Genomic DNA, 19,245 nt, shown 5'->3' with positions numbered 1-19,245 from the left:
AATGAACTGGGCGTTAACGCACCGCGGGCGCCGCCCCGTCCGTTCAACCGCCTTACGGAAACAAGCACTTGGTCTCCGTACGAATGTGAACAACCCTCAGCTAACCTGTGGCCCATGCAGGGGGAACTGGAAGACCACTCTGGTGTGGGCAGTCTGGACGGCAGCGGAGCCATGCCTCTCGAGGCGGGGGATCCCCGTCAGATCGGGGCGTTCCGGCTGCTCGGCGTACTCGGCTCCGGAGGTATGGGCCGGGTCTATCTCGGCGCCGTGCCGGGGAAGTTCGCGGCGGTGAAGCGCGTACTCCCCATCCTCGCCGAGGACGCCGACTTCCTGAGCCACTTCGGGCACGAGCTCGACAACCTCGCCCGGCTGCCCGCCGGCGCCAACACCAAGCTCCTCGCGAGCGACCGCACGGCCAAACCGCCGTGGTTCGCCACCGAGTTCATCCCCGGGATCACCCTCAACGAGGCGATCCGGCTCCACGGCGGCCCGCTGACCGGCGACGCCCTGTGGCGGCTCCTCCGGAACGCGGCGGCCGGGCTGCGGGTCGTGCACGGCGCCGACATGGTGCACCGCGACCTCAAGCCGTCCAACGTCATGCTGACCGCCGACGGACTCTCCCTCATCGACTTCGGCGTGGCCCGCGCCGCCGACCAGAGCCGGCTGACCAAGACCGGCATGGTCATCGGAACCCCCGCCTACATGGCTCCCGAACAGGCCGTCGCAGACCGGAAGTTGACCGGTGCCGCCGATGTCTTCGCGTTGGGCAGTCTGCTGCTCTACGCGGCGAACGGGCGGCCCCCGTTCGGCGACGGCTCCGGGCCGGACCTGCTCTACCGGGTCGTCCACGGAGAGCCCGACTTCGGGCGGCTCACGGAGGACGACCCCGAGCTCGCCGCGCTCGTCCGCACCTGTTTCGCCAAGGACCCGGCGGACCGGCCGACCGCCGCCGAACTCGTCGACCGGGCCGACGAGCGGGCCGCCGGGGCCACGTGGCCCGGCGTCGTCGCCGAGCGCATAGGCGAGCGCGCGGCCTTCGCCGCCGGGGCGCCCACCGCCGAGCACCTGGCGGAGCTGGAGCGGATCGAACCGGCCCAGGACGTGGCGACCGCCTCGCTCACCCCGCAGCGCGGGAAGGAACCCGCGACCGCGTCGCCCGACCAGCTCGCCGTCACGGGTGCCGCCGCCCCCGGCAAGCGGCGGGAGCGGCGGAACAAGTTCGTCATGCTCGCCGTGCCCGTCGTCGTGGCGACCGGCACCACCCTGACCGTCGCCCTCGGCCCGTACCAGATCGGCCGCGACGCGGGCCCCGACGCCTCGGGCTCACCCTCCGCGGTCGCCTCGCAGCCGGCGCCCGGGAACCCCGCGCTCGTACCCGTACCCACGTCGTCGTCCGGGAAGCCGGGCACGTCCGCGTCCGCGTCGGCTTCCTCCTCCACCTCCACGGAGCCGTCGTCCCCGCCTCCGGGCGGGTCCACCGCGGCGCCTCCGCCCGGCACGGGCGGCGCGGGCGGGGGCGGGACCCAGCCCGGCGGCGGAGGCGGATCCGGGGGCGGGTCGGGCAGCAGCCCCGGGAGCGGGTCGAAGACGACCAGCCCCGGTGGTGGCGGTTCCACGACCACCCAGCCCGCCCCGCAGCCCTCGCGGACGACCACCCAGCCGGCTCCCCCGCCGTCGACCGGCGGCTCGGTGCCCTCGGGGACGTACTCCATCGAGAGCGTCTCCAACGGGGAGTGCCTGGCCGAGTCCAACCCCGGGTACGCCGTCATGGCGAACACCGCTCCGTGCGGCTCCGCGCCCAGCAGCGGCACGATCTCCTACGCCTGGATCTACTCGCCCGGCGCGAACGGCACCTTCCGGCTGGTCAACAAGCAGTCCGGCCACTGCCTCCAGCCGGGCGGGACGCCCGGCTTCACCGCCAAGGCCTGCAACGGCTCCAGCACCCAGTCGTGGAAGATCAACACCAAGACGTCCGCCGGCATGACCATCAAGAACATGGACAGCGGCCAGTGCATGGTCGCCGGACCGCCGTTCAACATGGAGTACACCTGCGACCCGAGCAGCAAGACCCAGCTCTGGAGGAACGTCTCCCCCGTCTGACGGTTCAGGCGGCGCCCGTGAAGACCGGGACCGTCGCCTCGCCCTCCGCCCGGAAGGCGACCCGTAGCCCCATCCCGATCCGCAGGTCGCCCTCCGGCACGTCCACGATCTCCGTCATCATGCGCGGGCCCTCCGCGAGGTCGACGACGGCCGCGACGTACGGGACGCGCTCGCCGAAGGGCGGGAGGTCGTTCCGGTGGACGACGGACCAGGTGTAGAGCGTGGCCCGGCCGCTCGCCCGCTCCCAGTGGACGTCCTCGCTCCAGCAGTGGGGGCAGAACTCGCGCGGGTAGTGGTGGGGCCGGTCGCAGGCCGCGCAGCGGCGCAGGAGCAGGTGTCCTTCGGCGGCGGCGTCCCAGTAGGGGCGGGTGAAGGCGTCGATGTCGGGGTCGGCGGCCGTCATCAGAAGAGTCCGATCGCGGAGTCGAGGGACCAGGTCTGCCAGGAGATGGCGAGGAGGGCGACGAGGGAGATGAGCGCCATCATCGCGTTCTGCCCCTGCTCGGCCCAGTCGTGGATCATGAGGACGAGGTAGAGGAGGTTGAGGAGGAGGCCGCCGACGAGGGCGACCGGGGTGAGGAAGCCGACGACCAGGCCGAGGCCGAGGGCGAGTTCGGCGTAGACGACGACGTACGCCATCACCTTGGGGCGGGGGGCGACGACAGCCTCGAAGCCCTTCTTGACCTGCGGCCATTTGTGGTTGGCGGCGACGTCGGCGGCCCAGGCTATGCCGGTTCCGCGCTCGAACCAGCCCTTCCTGTCCTTGTGGCGCCAGCTCTCCAGCCACCACAGGCCGAGGCCGATGCGGAGGACGGCGAGCCATTCGGCGCCGGTGAGCCAGACGGTCTGCATGCGCGCCCCCTCGGCGAACTGAACCACTGAATCTGACGGTACGTCAGTTCAGCGCAGAGCGGGCCCCGCGCGCAAGGGGCGGGCGCGGGGCCGCTCGGGCGAGGGCGGGACTCCTCACCCGCGAAGCGAGTGGACGTGACCGATTCGCAACCGAAATCCCTCTTGGTCGAGACCCACTGCGTGTACACGTCATTACGCTCAGCATTCATGGTCACCACCCCCCAGCAAGCCACCACCCACCCCGTGTACGTCATCGGCGGCGGCCCCGGCGGACTCGCCGTCGCCGCCTCCCTGCGCGAGCGCGGGGTCCGGGCCGTCGTCCTGGAGAAGTCCGACGCCGTCGGCGCCTCCTGGCGCGCCCACTACGACCGGCTGCGGCTGCACACCACCCGGCGCCTCTCCGGCCTCCCCGGCCTGCGGATGCCCCGCTCCTTCGGCCGCTGGGTCGCCCGCGCGGACGTGGTGCGCTACCTGGAGAAGTACGCCGAGAAGCACGAGCTGGAGATCGTGACGGGCGTCGAGGTCTTCCGGATCGAGCGGGCGGGCGCGGAGTGGGTGCTGCACGCGACCGGCGGGCGGCGGCTCGTCGCGGGCGCGGTGGTCGTGGCCACCGGGTACAACCACACCCCGTACCTTCCCGAGTGGCCCGGCCGCGACGTGTACGAGGGCGAGCTGAGCCACGCCCGGACCTACCGCGACCCGGGGCCGTACAAGGGCAGGGACGTCCTCGTCGTCGGCATCGGCAACACCGGGGCGGAGATCGCCTCCGACCTCGCCGAGGGCGGCGCCGCGCGCGTACGGCTCGCGGTGCGGACCGTCCCCCACATCGTGCGCCGCACGACGGCCGGCTGGCCCGCCCAGCGCACCGGGATCCTGGTGCGGCGGCTGCCGGTGGCCGTGGTCGACCTGATGGGCTCGGTGATGGCGCGGGTCGCGCTGCCGGACCTGACGGCGTACGGGCTGCCCCGGCCGGAGAAGGGCGTCGCCACCCGCCAGCGGGAGGGCGCGATCCCGGTACAGGACATCGGCCTCATCGACGCCGTACGGTCCGGGAAGGTCGAGATCGTCGCCGCCGTCGAGGGCTTCGAGAACGGCGAGGTGCTCCTCGCGGACGGCACCCGGATCGCCCCGGACGCGGTGATCGCGGCGACCGGCTACCGCCGCGCCCTGGAACCGCTCCTCGGACACCTGGACGGCGTGCTCGACGCGCAGGGCCGCCCGGTGGCGCACGGGGCGCGCTGCCCGCGCGAGGCGCCGGGGCTGTACTTCACGGGGTTCACGAACCCGATCAGCGGGATGTTCCGCGAGCTGGCGATCGACGCGGAGAGGATCGCGCGGCGGATCGCGAGGAAGACGGCGAAGTGACGGCCGCGAAGTGACGGCCGCGAGATGAAGGTGGTGCCCGCCCCCCAGGGGATTGGGGGCGGGCACCGGTTGATCCCGGGGGACGGGATCAGCACATGGGCGGGATCAGAAGGTGGTGATGCCCTTCCAGCCCCAGCCGATCTTCACGCGCGGCTTGAGGTGGCCGGCGGCGTCGCCGTCGTAGCGCCAGAGGACACCGGCGGTGTCCTGGGCGATCACGTCGGGGATGCCGTCGTTGCCCAGGTCGCCGACGCCGGTCAGGGTCAGGTCCTTCCAGCCCCAGCCGATCGTCTCGCGGCCCAAGGCGTCGTCATAGCGGTGCAGTTCGCCGGAGGGCTTCTGTCCGAGGTAGGCCTGGGAGCCATCCGGTGAGAGGGCGCCCACGCCCGTCACTCGGTAGCCCTGGTACATGGCGCCGTGACTGACGCGCGGCAGAAGGCCGCCGCGGCCGTTACCGCCGTACAGCCACAGCGTGCCGTTTCCGTCGATGGCGAGGAGGTCCGAGAAGCCGTCGGTGGGCAGGGCGCCGTTGTTGAGGTCGCCGGTGCCGGCCAGCCGCAGGCCCTGCCAGCCCGACCCGATCCTCACCTTCGGCCGGAGACCGCCGGTCCCGTTCCCGTCGACTCGCCAGAGTCCGCCCGAGGCGTCCTGGGCGACGGCATCGGGGATGCCGTCCGCGCTGAGGTCACCGGCGACCGTGAGGCGGTACCCGGTCCAGCCCCAGCCGATCTTCACCCGGGCCTTCAGGCCGCCCTTGCCGTCGCCGTCGTAGCGCCAGAGGACACCGGAGGCGTCCTGGGCGAGGACGTCGGGAACGGCGTCCCCGGTGAAGTCGTGGCGGAACGTACCCCGGGGGCTCCAGCCGCGCGGGGCGGCCCAGGCGATGTCGGAGGCCGTGGTGCCGGGGGCGGAGAGGACCCGGATGCCGGACGTGCGGCCGGTCGAGGGGTCGGCGGCGTCGGCGACGGTGGCCTTCTGCTGCGTACCTCCGGAGAGGAACGCGACCTTGGAGCCGTCCGGGGACCACTCGGGGAGCAGGACGTTCTGGTTGTAGGTGAACGTCTCCTCGGCGCCGCTGCCCAGGGCGCGGGCGTGCACGTCGTACGAGCCGTCGGCGCCGTTCGCGAAGGCGATGCGATCGCCGTTCGGCGAGAACGTCGGGTTCAGGCCCTGGGTGACGGGCTTCGGGTCGCCGCCCGCGCGCGGGTCCCAGAGGTGGATCGTGCTGCCGCGCAGGAAGGTGACGCGTCCGTCCCAGGCCACGTCGACCTGGGTGTCCCAGGTCTTCTCCGGCTCGGCGAAGACGTAGCCGAGGCCGGTGCCGTCCAGGTCGACCCGCATGATGCGCAGGCGGTCGTGGCCGGGCTTGGCGCGGAAGCTCAGGTAGAGCTGCTTGCCGTCGGGCGTCCAGTCGAGGCCGTTGAGCCAGCCGTCGGGCTCGTCGATGTCCATGCGGACGGGACGGGCGTTGGTGCCGTCGGCGTTCGCGACCCAGATGTCGGCGTAGCCGTCGTTGCTGATGAAGGCCATGCGCAGGCCGTCCGGCGAGTACGAGACACCGGAGATCTCCGCCTTGGGGAGACCCGGGCCCGTGGGCACCAGCTCACGCCGGTCCGTGCCGTCGGGGTTGACCGTGACCAGGGTGCTGTGGCGGACGCCGTCGACGTCCTTGTGCTCGGTGAAGACCACGCGGGGCTTCGGCGCGCCCTCGGCGGCCTGGGCCGGTGCCGCCGTGACCGCGGTGAGCGCGGCGGAGGAGGCGAGTACGGCCAGGGCGGTGCCGAGGGCGCGGCGGCGGCCGCGCGAGCCGGGTGCGCCGGTGGTGCGGGTGGTGCGGTTCAAGAGGCCCCCCAGGGCGGTGTCGTCGGACGCGGCCGTTCTCGGCGTCCGGGGGGTGAGACCGACCGCCGGCCCGAATGGTTGTACGGAGCCGCACCTGGGGGGCTCGTGCCGATCAGGCCGGGGTCGGCTCGCGGGCGGGATCAGAACAGGGAGAGGCCGTTCCAGCCCCAGCCGATCTTCGTACGCGGCTTCAGGCCGCCCGCGCCGTCGCCGTCGTACCGCCACAGGACACCGGCGGTGTCGCGGGCGAGCACGTCGGGAATCCCGTCGCCGGTGAGGTCGCCCACGCCGGTCAGCGTCAGGTTCTGCCAGCCCCAACCGATCAGGGTCCTGCTGTTCATGTGCCGGGTGTAGAGGTAGAGGTCTCCGTTGCTCTTCTGTGCGAGGACGGCCGGACTGCCGTGGTCCTCCATGGAGCCGACGGCCGTCAGCCGGTAGTTCTGGTAGCCCCCTCCGTGCTGGAAGCGGGACTTGAGGCCTCCGTGGCCGTCACCCTGGTAGACCCACAGCGCCCCGGCGGGGTCGACGGCGATGACGTCCGGGGAACCGTCGGCGTTCATGTCGCCGGTGCCGGTGAGCCGGAGGTTCTTCCACCCCCAGCCGATCTTCACCTTGGACTGGAATCCGTAGCTGGAGCCGTCGACCCGCCAGAGGTCGCCGGAGGGGTCCTGGGCGAGCGCGTCGGCCCAGCCGTCTCCGCTCAGGTCGCCGACGGCCGTGAGGCGCCAGCCCTTCCAGCCCCACTCGGACTTCACCCGGGGCTCCAGTCCTCCCCTGCCGTTGCTCTCGTAGCGCCAGATGACACCGGTGGAGTCCTGGGCGAACACGTCGGGCCGGACCGTCCCGCCGTAGTCGTGCGGTCGCTGCCCCCAGGGGGTCGACCCCGGCGGGACGGCCCAGGTGATCGAGGAGGCCGTGGCGTCCGGGCCGGACAGCACCTTGTCCGGCTTGCCGAACTCCCCGACGACGGCCTGGGGCTTCTCTCCGCCGGAGAGCCGGGCGGTGAGGACGCGGTACGGGGAGTGCTCGAAGGTCCGGATGTCCTGCCCCTGGGTGACGGCGTGCGTGCTGCCGTCGCCGAAGGAGTACGTGTGGATGTCGAACGAGCCGTCCTCGCCGTTCGAGAAGGAGAGCGACAGCCCGTCCGGCCTGAACTCGGGGTGACTTCCCCGGGTGAGGGGCCGCGGCTCGCCGCCCGTGCGCGGGTCCCAGAGGTGGATGACGCCGCCGCGCACGAAGGCGAGACGGCCGTCCCAGGCGACGTCCGCCTCCTGTTCCCAGGTGTTCTCCGGCGTGTCGAAGACGTAGCTGCGCTGGGAGCTGCCGACGGTCATCCGCATGAGCCGGGTCCGGGTCTGGCCCGCCTCGGGGCGGAAGCTCAGGTAGAGGCTCCGGCCGTCGGCGGTCCAGTCGAGCTCGTCCAGCCGGGTGCCCACCTGCTCGACGTTCGTCTGGGCCAGGGAGGCGCCCGTGCCGTCGGCGCCCGCGGTCCAGACGTCGGGAGCGCCGTCGTGCACGATGAAGGCCATCCGCAGGCCGTCGGGCGAGAAGGTGACCGCGGTGATCTCGCCCTGGGGCCGGGCGCCGTTCCAGCTGACGGGGGCTATCTCGCGCCGGTCCGTGCCGTCGGCGTTGATCGTGACGATCGTGCTCGTACGCACCCCGTCGACGTCCTTCTGCTCGACGAAGGCGACGCGCTGCTGACGCACGACGTCCTCCTGGTCGACGGAGGCGACGGGCTGCTGACTCGGGCTCGGGGACGGGGTCTCCTCGGCCACGGCCGGTGCCGTCGTGACGGCGGTGAGCACGGCGGAGGAGGCGAGGACGGCCAGGGCGGCGCCGAGGGCACGGCGGCGGCCGCGCGAGGCGGTGGTGCGGGTGGTGCGAGTGGTGCGGTTCAAGAGGCCCCCCCGGGCGGATTCGTCGGACGCGACCGTTCGCGTCGTTCGGGGGGTGAGACAGACCAGCGACCCGAAGGGTTGTACGGGTGGATGGGCGGGTGGATGGGCGGGTGGATGCGCGACCGGCCGTACAGCCTCCCGGCTCGAATCAGGGCTTACCGGCTCGGATCGGCCCCCCCTGCCCGGATCGGGGCTTACCGGCTCGGATCGCCCCCCCTGCCCGGATCGGGGCTTCCCGGCTCGGATCGGCCTCCCCCTGCCCGGATCAAGGCTTCCCGCCGCACACCCATTCCTGACTGGCCGTCAGTTCTGTAATCTGACTAGTCGTCAGGTGTATACGGATGGGTGAAGGGCGGGCGGAACACATGCTTGGATCGACTCACGGCACCTTCACCACCGATCTCCGCGCCCGCGTGGTCGCCTGCGGGGAGGCACCCCCGGTCGTCGTGCACGGCGTCACCGTCGCCCCCGGCGACCAGGACGTCAGCGGGCGGCCGCTGCACGCCCCCGTACCCGACCTCGACCGCTTCTTCCGGCCCGGGTCCGTCGCCGTCGTCGGCGCCTCCGACACCGAGGGCCGCCCCAACACCGGCATCACCCGGCAGCTGCTCGCCTGGGCCGAGCGGGTCGGCGCCCGGCTCGTGCCCGTGCACCCGACCCGTAAGAGCGTCTTCGGGATCGACTGCGTGCCCTCCGTCTCCGCGCTCACCGAACCCGTCGACCTCGCCGTCCTCCTCGTCGCCGACCCGCTCCCCGTCGTCGAGGAACTCGCCGGGACGAAGGTGCGGTTCGCCGTCGCCTTCGCCTCCGGCTTCGCCGAGACCGGCGAGGCGGGCGCCGCCGCGCAGGAACGGCTCGCCGCCGCCGTACGCGGCTCCGGGCTCCGGCTTCTCGGCCCCAACACCAACCTCAACGCCTTCGAGCGCTTCCGCGAGGACCTCGAAGGCCCCGCCGTCGCCCTCATCACCCAGTCCGGCCACCAGGGACGGCCCGTCTTCACCCTCCAGGAGCTCGGCGTCCGCCTCTCCCACTGGGCCCCCACCGGCAACGAGGCCGACCTGGAGACCTCCGACTTCATCTCGTACTTCGCCGGACTGCCCGAGGTCGGGGCCATCGCCTGTTACGTCGAAGGGCTCAAGGACGGCCGCTCCTTCCTCCTCGCCGCCGACCGGGCCGCGCGCCAGGGCGTTCCCGTCGTCGCCGTGAAGGTCGGCCGCACCGAGACCGGGGCCCGTACCGCCGCCTCCCACACCGGCAAGCTCACCGGCGCCGACCAGGTCGTCGACGCGGCCATGCGCCAGTACGGGGTGATCCGGGTCGACGGGCTCGACGAGCTCCAGGACACCGCGACGCTGCTCGCCCGCGCCCGCCGGCCGCTCGCCGAGGGAGTCGTCGTCTACTCGATCTCCGGCGGTACGGGCGCCCACTTCGCCGACCTCGCCACGGCCGCGGGCCTCCAGCTGCCCACCCTCCCGCAGGCCAAGCAGGACGAACTGCACCAGTGGATACCGGAGTACCTGAGCGTCTCGAACCCCGTCGACAACGGCGGGCACCCGGTCGGCGACTGGCGCGGCCGGAAGATCATCGACGCGATCCTCGCCGACCCCTCCGTCGGTGTCCTCATCTGTCCCATCACCGGCCCCTTCCCGCCCATGAGCGACAAGCTCGCCCAGGACCTGGTCGACGCCGCCGAGGCGACGGACAAGCTGGTGTGCGTGATCTGGGGCTCACCGGTGGGAACGGAGGACGCGTACCGCTCGACTCTCCTGGGCTCCTCGCGCGTCGCCACCTTCCGCACCTTCGGCAACTGCATCGGGGCCGTGAAGGCCTACCTCGACCACCACCGCTTCACCACCGGCTACCGCTCCCCCTTCGACGAGGCCCCCCGCACCCCCTCCCCCTCCTTCCGCAAGGCCCAGGCCCTCATGCGGCCCGGCCGGCGGCTCAGCGAGCACGCGGCGAAGCAACTGCTGCGGGCGTACGGGATACGGGTGCCGCGCGAGCAGCTCGTGACGAGCGCGGCGGCGGCGGTCCGGGCCGCGGGGCTCGTCGGCTACCCGGTCGTGATGAAGGCCTCCGGCGGGCAGCTCGCCCACAAGACGGAGCTGGGGCTCGTGAAGGTCGGCCTCACCTCGGCCAGCCAGGTACGGGACGCCTACCGCGAGCTCACCGACATCGCCCGCTACGAGTCGATCGACCTCGACGGGATCCTCGTCTGCCAGATGGTCGGGCGCGGCGTCGAGATGGTGGTGGGCGTGACGCGCGACGAGCTCTTCGGCCCGACCGTCACCGTCGGCCTCGGCGGGGTCCTCGTCGAGGTCCTCGACGACACGGCCGTCCGCGTCCCGCCGTTCGGCGAGCACGAGGCCCGGTCCATGCTCGCCGACCTGCGCGGCCGGGCCCTGCTCGACGGCGTACGGGGAGCTCCGCCGGCCGACGTGGACGCGCTCGTCGAGGTCGTGCTCCGGGTGCAGCGGATGGCCCTCGAACTCGACGGCGACCTCGCCGAACTGGACATCAACCCGCTGATGGTGCTGCCGCGCGGGCAGGGGGCGGTGGCCCTGGACGCGCTCGCGGTCTGCCGATAGGAGAGCCATGTCCGATGTGTTGCACACCGTCGAGAACGGCGTCTCGTGGATCACGCTCAACCGCCCCGAGGCGATGAACGCGGTCACCTGGGACCAGCGGGAGCGGATCATCGCCCTGCTCGCCGAGGCCTCCGCCGACCCCGGCGTCCGGGCGGTGGCCGTCACGGCGACCGGCCGGGGCTTCTGCGCGGGCGCGGACCTGCGGGGAGCGCCCCCGGCCGGCGGCGCGGAGCGGGTGGCGGGGGACGTGGCCCGGGTGATCCGGCTCGGGGCGCAACGGTTCATCGGGGCCGTACTGGACTGCGAGAAGCCGGTGATCGCGGCGGTGAACGGCACGGCGGCCGGGATCGGGGCGCACCTCGCGTTCGCCTGCGACCTGGTGCTCGCGGCGGACTCGGCACGCTTCATCGAGGTGTTCGTACGCCGGGGCCTCGTCCCGGACGGGGGCGGCGCGTATCTGCTGCCCCGGCTGATCGGGCCGCAGCGGGCGAAGGAGTTGATGTTCTTCGGCGACGCGGTCCCGGCGGCGGAGGCGAAGGAGATGGGCCTGGTGAACCGGGTCGTCCCGGCGGACGACCTGGCCAAGACGGCCCGCGAATGGGCCGAACGCCTGGCCCAGGGCCCGACGCGGGCCCTCGCCCTGACGAAACAGCTGGTGAACGCGTCCCTGGAGGTGGACCGCGCGACGGCCTTCGCGGCGGAGGCGACGGCACAGGAGATCAACATGACGACGCGGGACGCGCAGGAGGGGGTGGCGAGCTTCGTGGAGCGGCGGGAGTCGCGGTACGAGGGGAGATAGTCGCGCGACGGGTGTCCGGGGCCGGCCTTAGTGTGTGACGCGCATATGACACACACCGCTCCGGGGGGAACGGCATGCCCAACTCCGCGCGCTCGCGCGAAAGATCCACGAGATCCACCAGATCCACGACACCCTCCAGATCCACCAGATCCGGAGGAACCGGCGGATCCGGAAGATCCCGCAGATCGCTTCTTCTGGTCCCCGCCCTGCTGACGGCCCTCCTGGGCCCGCTCGTCCCGACGGGTACGGCCCTGGCGGCGACGCCCGCGCCGACGGCGAGTGCCGTACCGGCACCGGAGCCGTCGACGACGGACCCGACGCCGAACCCGACGGAGACCGCCGAGCCGTCTCCCGACCCGACGGAGACCACCGAGCCGACACCGTCTCCCGACCCGACGGAAACGGCCGAACCGACACCGACTCCCGACCCGACGGAGACCGCCGCCCCCTGCCCGGCCCTCGCCCTCGCCCCGCTGGGCGACCCGGGCGGCGCGGTCGGCAGCGCGACGGTCGCGGGGAAGGAATCCGTCTGCTTCACGGTCACCGTCGAGAAGCCGGGCCTGCACCGGCTCCTCCACTCCGACCAGCACGCGTACCCCTCGCTGTACTCCGGTGAGACCCCCGTCGAGTGCGAGGACTTCAACTACCGCGACTCCTGGTGCGAACTCGCCGCCGGGACGTACACGCTCAAGCTCTACAACAGCGACTGGGACAGCCACGAGAGCGGTGTCTCCCTCGTCCCGCTGATGGCCGCACCCGGCTGCCCGGGCATCCCCGGCACCGGCTACGACACGGCCCCGGCGACCGGCCGGGGCGCCGGCCCGCTGGGCGTCGTCTGCCACGCCTTCACCGCCGCCCCCGGCGAGCGGATCACCGCCGACCTCCCCGGCGCCGCCCACCGCTGGATCACCGACGACTCCGGCAAGCGGATCTGTCCCTCCTGGAACGCCGACGGCAGCGACGGCTGCGTCCTGCCCGAGGGTTCCGCCGGCTTCCGCGTCCTGGCCGTCGTCGGACACGCCGAGGACGGCTCCCCGGCCGCGTACACCCTTGAGGTCCGGCGCCTGTCGAACCCGTCCGGCTGCGCCGCCGCGCCCGTGAACGCCTACGGCACGGCGCCCACCGTGGCCGCCCCGCAGACCGGGTGCCGGACCTTCGTCCCCGCTGTGACGAGCCGTTACGACGTGCGGCAGGTCGGCGCGGACGGCTGGGCCACCGGCATCGAGGTGTACGCGGCGGACGGCACGACCGTGTGCGCGGGCGGAGAGAACTGCGCGCTCACCGCCGGTGCCACGTACACGCTGGTCACCGACGAGGCCGTCAGCATCGTGGACCGCGCCTCCGGCGAGGGCTGCGTGAGCGACGTCCCGCTCGGCACCGTCCACCGGGGCACCTTCACCGCCCCCGGCGAGGTCGACTGCCTGACCCTGCCGGTGTCGGCCGGTGCCCACCTGGCCCTCCTCACCGACGGCTCCACGGACGTCAGCGTCGTCGACGCGACCGGCGTCGCCTTCTGCGACGACCTCCAGCTCATGCAGGGCACGTGCGTCCCGGGCGGCACCGCCCCGTACCGCGCCCTCGTCGCCGACAAGGACCCGCACGAGGGAACCGCCGGCTACGGTCTCGTCGCGCACCGCACGGACGCGCCGAGCGCCTGCCGCACCTTCCTCGCCGGCGACTTCACGGCGAACTCCGCCCGGATGAGCGTGAAGAACGGCGACGGCGTCTTCGCCGACTGCCTGACCATCCCGGCCGACGGCCACTCCGCGCACGAGCTCGTACGGATCCAGGAGGTCTCCGGCGACTCCGGGGCCGAGGTCAGCGTCCTGGACGCGGCCGGCAAGCAGGTCTGTGCCATCCGCTCGTACTACGGCACCTTCTCGACCTGTGCCCTGACCCCGGGGCTCGCGCACACCGTCCTCGTCCGGGGCCGCGATGTCCCCGCCGAGTTCGCGCTCACCCGCCGGGACGTCACCGCCACCGCGCGCGGCTGCGTCACGACCCCGGCCACGGCGGTCGGCGGCCCGTCGACCGGTGGTGTCCCGGCCGCGCCGGGCACCTTCCTCTGCCACCAGGTGACCACCGCCTCCGCCGGAGACACCCTGCACCTGAACGTGCGCGACGCACAGGGCGCCGTCCGCCAGATCGGTTACGACGCGAGCGGCAAGGCCGTCTGCGACTACTTCGCCGCGGGCTGCGCCGTCACCGGCTCCAGCCGCTACCAGGTCCTCGTGGAGGTCCCGGAGGGCAAGACCGCCCCGGCCTCCTACCGTCTCGACGCCCTGCGCGTCGGCACGCCCGCCGGGCCGGCGCCCGAGTGCGTCAAGGTCCCGAACATCAGCTACGGCTTCGGGCCGCTCGTCGGCACTCTCAGCGAGCAGAGGACGGCGATCTGCGCCGTGCTTCCGACGGCGTCCGGTGACCGCTTCGACGTGCGGCTCACGCCGACGGGGACCTTCGAGCAGTCGCCGACCCCCTGGTTGTACGACGGCTCGACGCTGAAGAACGGCTGCTTCGGGTCGTACTCCAGCGAGGGCCAGAACTACCAGTGCTCCCTGCCGAGCGCCCAGCCGAAGGCGTCCCGGCCCAGCACGCTCGTGCTCGGCCTCCCCGAGAAGCCCGCACAGGCCTCCACCGCGGTACGGGCCGACCTCTCCTGCACCCACTACCTCTGCGGCCTCGACGAGCGGACCGTCGGCACCGTGACCCCGGGCACGGTCGGCCGGGGCAGGATCACCATGACGGTCACCGGCGGCGCACTCCACGAGTCGCTCGCCGTGGAGGTGTCGAACGGTACGTACCGGGTGCGGTCGACGCCGGTCTCCGTCGCTCCCGACCGCCGGAGCGCGACGGTCGCCCTGGACCTGACGAACGCCCCTCTCGGCACGCTGAGCCTGAGCGTCTTCGCGCACGGGGCGCAGTACCTCCGCCCGCCCGTCACCGTCGTCGCCCCCATCCGCGCCACCGCCGCTCCCACCGTCACCGGCACCGCGGTCGTCGGCGGCAAGGTGACGGCGAAGGCCGGGACCTGGACGCCCGCCGTCGACGCGTACGCGTACCAGTGGCGGGCCGGCGGCGTCGCCATCGCGGGGGCCACGGCCTCCACGTACACGCTGCCGTCGACGCTCTTCGGCAAGCAGCTGTCCGTGGCGGTGACCGCCCGCAAGGCCGGGCATCCGGTCGTCACGGCGGTCAGCGGGTCCGTGGTGGTGAAGGGCGTCGCGCCCAAGCCCACCAAGGTCCCGTACTTCACGGGCGCCACCCGGGTCGGGAGCAAGCTGACGGCGGTGGTCGGCACCTGGTCGCCGGCGCCGACCTCGTACGCGTACCAGTGGCGGGCCAACGGTGTGGCGATCGCCGGGGCGACGGCGTCGACGTACGTGCCCGTCGCGTCCGTCCTCGGCAAGAAGCTCACGGTGACCGTGACCGCCCACCGGACCGGGCACCTGAGCGGGGCGTACACGACCGCCGGGTACACCGTCGCCACGGGCCTCGCGCCGAAGGCGACCGTCGCTCCGTACCTCACGGGCACGGTCAGGGTCGGGCGGACGCTCACCCTGAACCGGGGTACGTGGACGCCGGCGCCGACCTCGTACGCGTACCAGTGGTACGCCAACGGGCGGGCGATCTCCGGGGCCACCAAGACCTGGTTCACGCCGACGAGCGCGCAGCGCGGGACGCGGATCACCGTGAAGGTGACGGCCTACCGGACCGGTCACACGGCCGGGGTCGCGTGGACCCGGTCGACGGGGGCGGTCGCGGGCTGACCCATCGGCCCCCTCGGCCCCCTCGGGCTCCTCTGTCCCGGAAGCCCCCGGGGCGACGGTCCTCCGTCGCCCCGGGGGCTTCCTATCTGACGAACCGTCAGTTTCAATGGGCGGTGTGATGGGACATGCGGGGATGGCGGCCACCGCCGTCCGACACCTGAGAGCGGCCGGTGCACCGACGGCCGTCGAACCACTGCCCAGGCCGGTACTGCGCGCGGTACGGGAGGACGAGCGACCGCCCGTCGACCCGGCCGAATTCCGCCGCGTCCTCGGCCACTTCGCGAGCGGGGTCACGATCGTCACGGCCCTCGACGCCGAAGGCCCGGCGGGCTTCGCCTGCCAGTCCTTCGCCTCGCTCTCCCTCGACCCGCCCCTGGTCGCCTTCATGGTCGCCCGCACCTCGACGACCTGGCCCCGGATCGGGGACGCGGGCACCTTCTGCGTCAACATCCTCGGCGCCGACCAGGGCGAGCTGTGCCGGTCGTTCGCGGTGAGCGGCGCCGACAAGTTCGCCGGCGTCGACTGGACCCCGGCCCCGTCCACCGGCTCCCCGCGGCTGGCGGGCTCCCCCGCCTGGCTGGACTGCACGATCACCGCCGTCCACACGGGCGGGGACCATCTGATCGTGGTCGGGCGGGTCGACTCCCTGGGCGCGGCGGAGGACGCGGATCCGCTGCTCTTCCACCGGGGGCGGTTCGGGCGGTTCAGCTCCTAGGAGTCCGCGTACAGGACGATCCCGCCCACCATGAAGACGCTCACCACGGCGAGCGTGCCCCACAGAAGCAGGGAGACGAAGTAGCCCTGCCTCGCCCGCCGGGTGAGCAGCGCCGCCACGGCCAGGACCGTCCAGCCCACGACCCACCCCCGCACGCCCGCGAGCGGTGCGAGGAGGGCGCCGGCGAGGCCCGCCAGGGAGAGCTGCCACCAGACCGGGCCGCCGCCGAACTTGCGCCCCAGGTCCTCGCCGAGCAGCACCACGGGCAGGACCAGCACGGCGGAGACCGCGAACGCCGCCAGTACGCCGAACACCGCGATGAACGGGAGCAGCAGCAGGAGCAGAGCGCTGCCGCCGACGTCGTCCCCGGGCTCCGGCTCCGTGGACAGGCCCACCGTCATCAGCACCGCCAGGGCCGCCCCGGCCTCCAGCAGCAGCGCCAGTGTCGAGACCCGCAGCATCCGGGCGTTGGTACGCCCCATGTATGGATCGCTCACCCGCGATCACCCCCTGGAGATCATCATGCTCCCGCCAAGGACACCGTCTCCGTCCGGGGTCGCCGGATGACCAGGGCCATCAGCGCCGCCGCCGCGCAGAGCGCACCGGAGGCGTACCAGACGATGTCGTACGACCCGAAGACGTCCCGGGCGACACCGCCACCGAAGGCGACGAGGGCCGCGCCGACCTGGTGGGAGGCGAGGACCCAGCCGAAGACGATCGCCGAGTCCTCGCCGTAGTGCTCGCGGCAGAGGGCGATGGTGGGCGGGACGGTGGCCACCCAGTCGAGGCCGTAGAAGACGATGAAGAACAGCATCGGCGGGTGCACGGAGGGCGCGAGCAGCATCGGCAGGAAGAGCAGCGAGATCCCGCGCAGCGCGTAGTAGACGGCGAGCAGCCGCCGCGCCGAGAAGCGGTCGGTGAACCAGCCGGAGGCGATCGTGCCGACGACGTCGAAGACGCCGATCACCGCGAGCAGTCCGGCCGCCGCGGTGACGGGCATCCCGTGGTCGTGGGCGGCGGGTACGAAGTGGGTCTTGACCAGGCCGTTCGTGGAGGCGCCGCAGATCGCGAAGGTGCCGGCGAGCAGCCAGAAGGGGCCGGTGCGGGCCGCCTTGAAGAGGACGGTGAGGGTCCGGCGGGCGGCGCCGGTGACGGGGGCGGGCTTCTCGGCGTACTCCCCGCCGTACGGGGCGAGGCCCACGTCCGCCGGGTGGTCGCGGAGCAGCAGCCACACGAAGGGGACGACCGCGAGGGCGGCGAGCGAGACGGTGACGGCGGCCGGGCGCCAGCCGTGGTTCTCGACCAGCCAGGAGAGCAGCGGCAGGAAGACGAGCTGTCCGGAGGCGCCGGCGGCGGTGAGGATGCCGGTGACCAGGCCGCGGCGGGCGACGAACCAGCGGTTGGTGACGGTCGCGGCGAAGGCGAGGGCCATCGAGCCGCTGCCGAGGCCGACGAGGACGCCCCAGAAGAGGACGAGCTGCCAGGCGGCCGTCATCCACACGGTGAGGACCGAGCCGACGGAGATGATCGTCAGCGCGACGGCGACGACCCGGCGGATGCCGAAGCGGTCCATGAGCGCGGCGGCGAACGGGGCCGTCAGGCCGTAGAGGGCGAGGTTCACGGAGACGGCGAAGCCGATCGTGCCGCGCGACCAGTCGAACTCCCGGTGCAGCGGCTCGATCAGCAGGCCCGGCAGCGAGGCGAAGGCCGCGGCGCCGATGATCGTGACGAAGGTGACCGCGGCGACGAACCAGGCGCGGTGGACGCGCGGGGTGCGGCGGTGGCGGGACGGGGGCGCGGAGGCGGGGCTCTCGGTTGTCTGGGCCATGCCACAGAGCTTGGCGCGCCCGCCCCCACCCCCACCATTGGCCTGAACGACATGTTTCCAAAGGATTGGGACACGGCCCGGGACACGACCGGGGCGGCCCGGGGGCGGCCGCGAGGCCTGGGCGCGGCCGCGAGGCCTGGGCGTGCCCCGCCCCTCCCCGTCCCTCCCCCGCCCCTCCCCGCTACACCCGCGGCAGCGTCCTGATCGGCCTCACGACGAGCAGCGCCGCCACCACGAGCACCGCGACCCCCGCCCCCGTGAGCAGCACCGTCTCCGTGCCGACCGCCACCGCCACCGGGCCCGACAGGCTGCGGCCGACGCCCATCATGAGGAGCGAGCCGGCCACGTCGTACGCGTGCATGCGGTTGAGGGCCTCCTGCGGGACGTGGGTCTGGACGGCGGTGGACCACATGACCAGCCAGAAGGCGAAGGCCGCGCCGCCGATGAACTGCCCCGCGCCGAGCAGCCACACGGGGGCGCCCGCGCCGAGCAGGCAGAGGTTCACGGGGAGGCCGAGGAGGGCCACCGCGCCCGCCGCGAGGGGGCGGCGGGGGCGCAGCCGGATGGCCATCAGGCCGCCGACGGCGCTGCCCGCGCCGTTGATCGCCATGAGCACGCCGTACGTGGCGGAGCCGTGCTCCCCGGTGACCAGGCTCGCGGTGAGCGGGACCATCGGCCCCGCGACGGTCAGTCCGTACACCGTCCAGATGGAGATGACCCCCCACAGCCAGCTGCGGGAGCGGAACTCGCGCCAGCCTCCGGCGAGTTCGGCGCCGAGGGAGTCGCGGCGGACGGTGTCGGACGGGATGGGGGCGAGCCGCATGAGGGCGAGGCAGAGGGCGCTGACGGCGAAGGTCGCACCGTTGACGGCGAAGGCCGCGCCCGCGTTCCACAGGGCGACGAGCAGGCCGGCGGCGGCCGGTCCCGCCATGATCATGAGGGCTTCGACGACCCGCAGGACGGCGTTGGCGCGCTGCACGTCGGGGGCGATGCGCGGGATCGTGGAGGCGACCCCGGGCTGGAAGAGGGCGGCGCCGACGCCGCTGAGGACGGAGAGGGCGTAGACCGCCCAGAGGGGTGGGCTGCCGAGGGTGAAGGAGACGGCGAGGACGGCGGACGCGGGGAGCCGGAGCAGGTCCGCGAGGATCATCATGCGGCGGGCGGTGAAGCGGTCGGCGAGGACGCCGCCGAAGAGGACGAAGAGCGCGAAGGCGGCCGTCCAGCCGCCGAGCGCGTAGCCGACGGTGGAGCCGGAGTGGCCGGCCCCGAGGAGTCCGGCGGCGAAGGCGACCGGGACCGTGCCCTCGCCGAAGACGGCGACCGCGCGGGCGACGAAGAAGAGCCGGAAGTTACGGTTCCACAGTGCGGGCGGCTCGGCCGGGACGGGAATCCGTTCGGCGGCCTCAGACTTGTACGTGTTGTCCGTCACGGAAACGAAGGGGTACCAGTAACTGGTCTGGACCACCACTGGTTTTCGACCTACCGTCC

At 73.1% G+C, this 19,245-nt stretch carries 13 protein-coding genes; 6 read left to right on the top strand and 7 right to left on the bottom strand.

All coding sequences use genetic code 11. The features are described 5' to 3' along the window. The first annotated feature begins 171 nt into the window (after positions 1-171). On the top strand, positions 172-2,100 hold the full coding sequence (locus OG361_RS23360; protein WP_405856470.1) for a protein kinase domain-containing protein: 1,929 nt from the start codon (positions 172-174) through the stop codon (positions 2,098-2,100). A 4-nt stretch (positions 2,101-2,104) separates the two neighbouring features. On the opposite strand, the gene OG361_RS23355 is transcribed toward OG361_RS23360, so the two are convergent. Together OG361_RS23355 and OG361_RS23350 are read right to left on the bottom strand one after the other, a co-directional pair. After that, a complete protein-coding gene (locus OG361_RS23355; protein ID WP_405856468.1) occupies positions 2,105-2,503 on the bottom strand; it encodes a Zn-ribbon domain-containing OB-fold protein in 399 nt (132 codons plus the stop codon). Further along, the gene (locus OG361_RS23350) at positions 2,503-2,952 is read right to left on the bottom strand and encodes a DoxX family membrane protein (protein WP_405856466.1); all 450 of its coding nucleotides are present in this window, start codon (positions 2,950-2,952) and stop codon (positions 2,503-2,505) included. Before OG361_RS23350 ends, OG361_RS23355 begins: the two co-directional genes overlap by 1 nt. Positions 2,953-3,159: 207 nt before the next feature. Here OG361_RS23350 and OG361_RS23345 point away from each other — a divergent pair, with 207 nt between their 5' ends. Continuing rightward, the gene (locus tag OG361_RS23345) at positions 3,160-4,317 is read left to right on the top strand and encodes a flavin-containing monooxygenase (protein ID WP_405856464.1); all 1,158 of its coding nucleotides are present in this window, start codon (positions 3,160-3,162) and stop codon (positions 4,315-4,317) included. A 105-nt stretch (positions 4,318-4,422) separates the two neighbouring features. Here the strand turns inward: OG361_RS23345 and OG361_RS23340 are convergent, their stop codons facing one another. Both OG361_RS23340 and OG361_RS23335 read right to left on the bottom strand, forming a co-directional pair. After that, positions 4,423-6,159: a hypothetical protein gene (locus tag OG361_RS23340; RefSeq protein ID WP_405856462.1), complete on the bottom strand. Its 1,737-nt coding sequence runs from the start codon at positions 6,157-6,159 to the stop codon at positions 4,423-4,425. A gap of 140 nt (positions 6,160-6,299) precedes the next feature. Further along, entirely contained in the window at positions 6,300-8,060 is a 1,761-nt protein-coding gene (locus OG361_RS23335; protein ID WP_405856460.1) for a hypothetical protein, read from the bottom strand. 365 nt (positions 8,061-8,425) lie between these two features. Here OG361_RS23335 and OG361_RS23330 point away from each other — a divergent pair, with 365 nt between their 5' ends. The 4 genes from OG361_RS23330 to OG361_RS23315 all read left to right on the top strand — a co-directional run bounded on the left by OG361_RS23330 (position 8,426) and on the right by OG361_RS23315 (position 15,929). Then, positions 8,426-10,648, top strand: a complete 2,223-nt coding sequence (locus tag OG361_RS23330; RefSeq protein ID WP_405856458.1) for an acetate--CoA ligase family protein — start codon at positions 8,426-8,428, stop codon at positions 10,646-10,648. A gap of 7 nt (positions 10,649-10,655) precedes the next feature. Beyond that, the gene (locus OG361_RS23325) at positions 10,656-11,447 is read left to right on the top strand and encodes an enoyl-CoA hydratase/isomerase family protein (protein WP_405856456.1); all 792 of its coding nucleotides are present in this window, start codon (positions 10,656-10,658) and stop codon (positions 11,445-11,447) included. A 74-nt stretch (positions 11,448-11,521) separates the two neighbouring features. After that, positions 11,522-15,214, top strand: a complete 3,693-nt coding sequence (locus OG361_RS23320; RefSeq protein ID WP_405856454.1) for a hypothetical protein — start codon at positions 11,522-11,524, stop codon at positions 15,212-15,214. A 106-nt stretch (positions 15,215-15,320) separates the two neighbouring features. Next, positions 15,321-15,929 (top strand): flavin reductase family protein, encoded by a 609-nt coding sequence (locus tag OG361_RS23315; protein WP_405856452.1) that lies wholly within the window; start codon positions 15,321-15,323, stop codon positions 15,927-15,929. On the opposite strand, the gene OG361_RS23310 is transcribed toward OG361_RS23315, so the two are convergent. The 3 genes from OG361_RS23310 to OG361_RS23300 all read right to left on the bottom strand — a co-directional run bounded on the left by OG361_RS23310 (position 15,926) and on the right by OG361_RS23300 (position 19,186). Then, complete coding sequence (locus tag OG361_RS23310; RefSeq protein ID WP_405856450.1) at positions 15,926-16,426, bottom strand: hypothetical protein; 501 nt, start codon at positions 16,424-16,426, stop codon at positions 15,926-15,928. The genes OG361_RS23315 and OG361_RS23310 overlap by 4 nt on opposite strands. A gap of 23 nt (positions 16,427-16,449) precedes the next feature. Continuing rightward, positions 16,450-17,757, bottom strand: a complete 1,308-nt coding sequence (locus OG361_RS23305; protein ID WP_405856449.1) for an MFS transporter — start codon at positions 17,755-17,757, stop codon at positions 16,450-16,452. A 181-nt stretch (positions 17,758-17,938) separates the two neighbouring features. Next, entirely contained in the window at positions 17,939-19,186 is a 1,248-nt protein-coding gene (locus OG361_RS23300) for an MFS transporter (RefSeq protein WP_405856447.1), read from the bottom strand. Positions 19,187-19,245: the final 59 nt, after the last annotated feature.

Origin of the sequence: Streptomyces sp. NBC_00090, assembly GCF_045160815.1 — a bacterium.
Classification (GTDB): domain Bacteria; phylum Actinomycetota; class Actinomycetes; order Streptomycetales; family Streptomycetaceae; genus Streptomyces.
The sequence above is the reverse complement of the archived record's forward strand: the minus strand, read 5'-3'. Positions and strand labels throughout refer to the sequence as shown.

Excerpts from the sequence above, each read along its gene's own strand:
- OG361_RS23360 (WP_405856470.1), top strand. The coding sequence starts at position 172 with ATGCCTCTCGAGGCGGGGGATCCCCGTCAGATCGGGGCGTTCCGGCTG.
- OG361_RS23355 (WP_405856468.1), bottom strand. The coding sequence starts at position 2,503 with ATGACGGCCGCCGACCCCGACATCGACGCCTTCACCCGCCCCTACTGG.
- OG361_RS23350 (WP_405856466.1), bottom strand. The coding sequence starts at position 2,952 with ATGCAGACCGTCTGGCTCACCGGCGCCGAATGGCTCGCCGTCCTCCGC.
- OG361_RS23345 (WP_405856464.1), top strand. The coding sequence starts at position 3,160 with ATGGTCACCACCCCCCAGCAAGCCACCACCCACCCCGTGTACGTCATC.
- OG361_RS23330 (WP_405856458.1), top strand. The coding sequence starts at position 8,426 with ATGCTTGGATCGACTCACGGCACCTTCACCACCGATCTCCGCGCCCGC.
- OG361_RS23325 (WP_405856456.1), top strand. The coding sequence starts at position 10,656 with ATGTCCGATGTGTTGCACACCGTCGAGAACGGCGTCTCGTGGATCACG.
- OG361_RS23320 (WP_405856454.1), top strand. The coding sequence starts at position 11,522 with ATGCCCAACTCCGCGCGCTCGCGCGAAAGATCCACGAGATCCACCAGA.
- OG361_RS23315 (WP_405856452.1), top strand. The coding sequence starts at position 15,321 with ATGGGCGGTGTGATGGGACATGCGGGGATGGCGGCCACCGCCGTCCGA.
- OG361_RS23305 (WP_405856449.1), bottom strand. The coding sequence starts at position 17,757 with ATGGCCCAGACAACCGAGAGCCCCGCCTCCGCGCCCCCGTCCCGCCAC.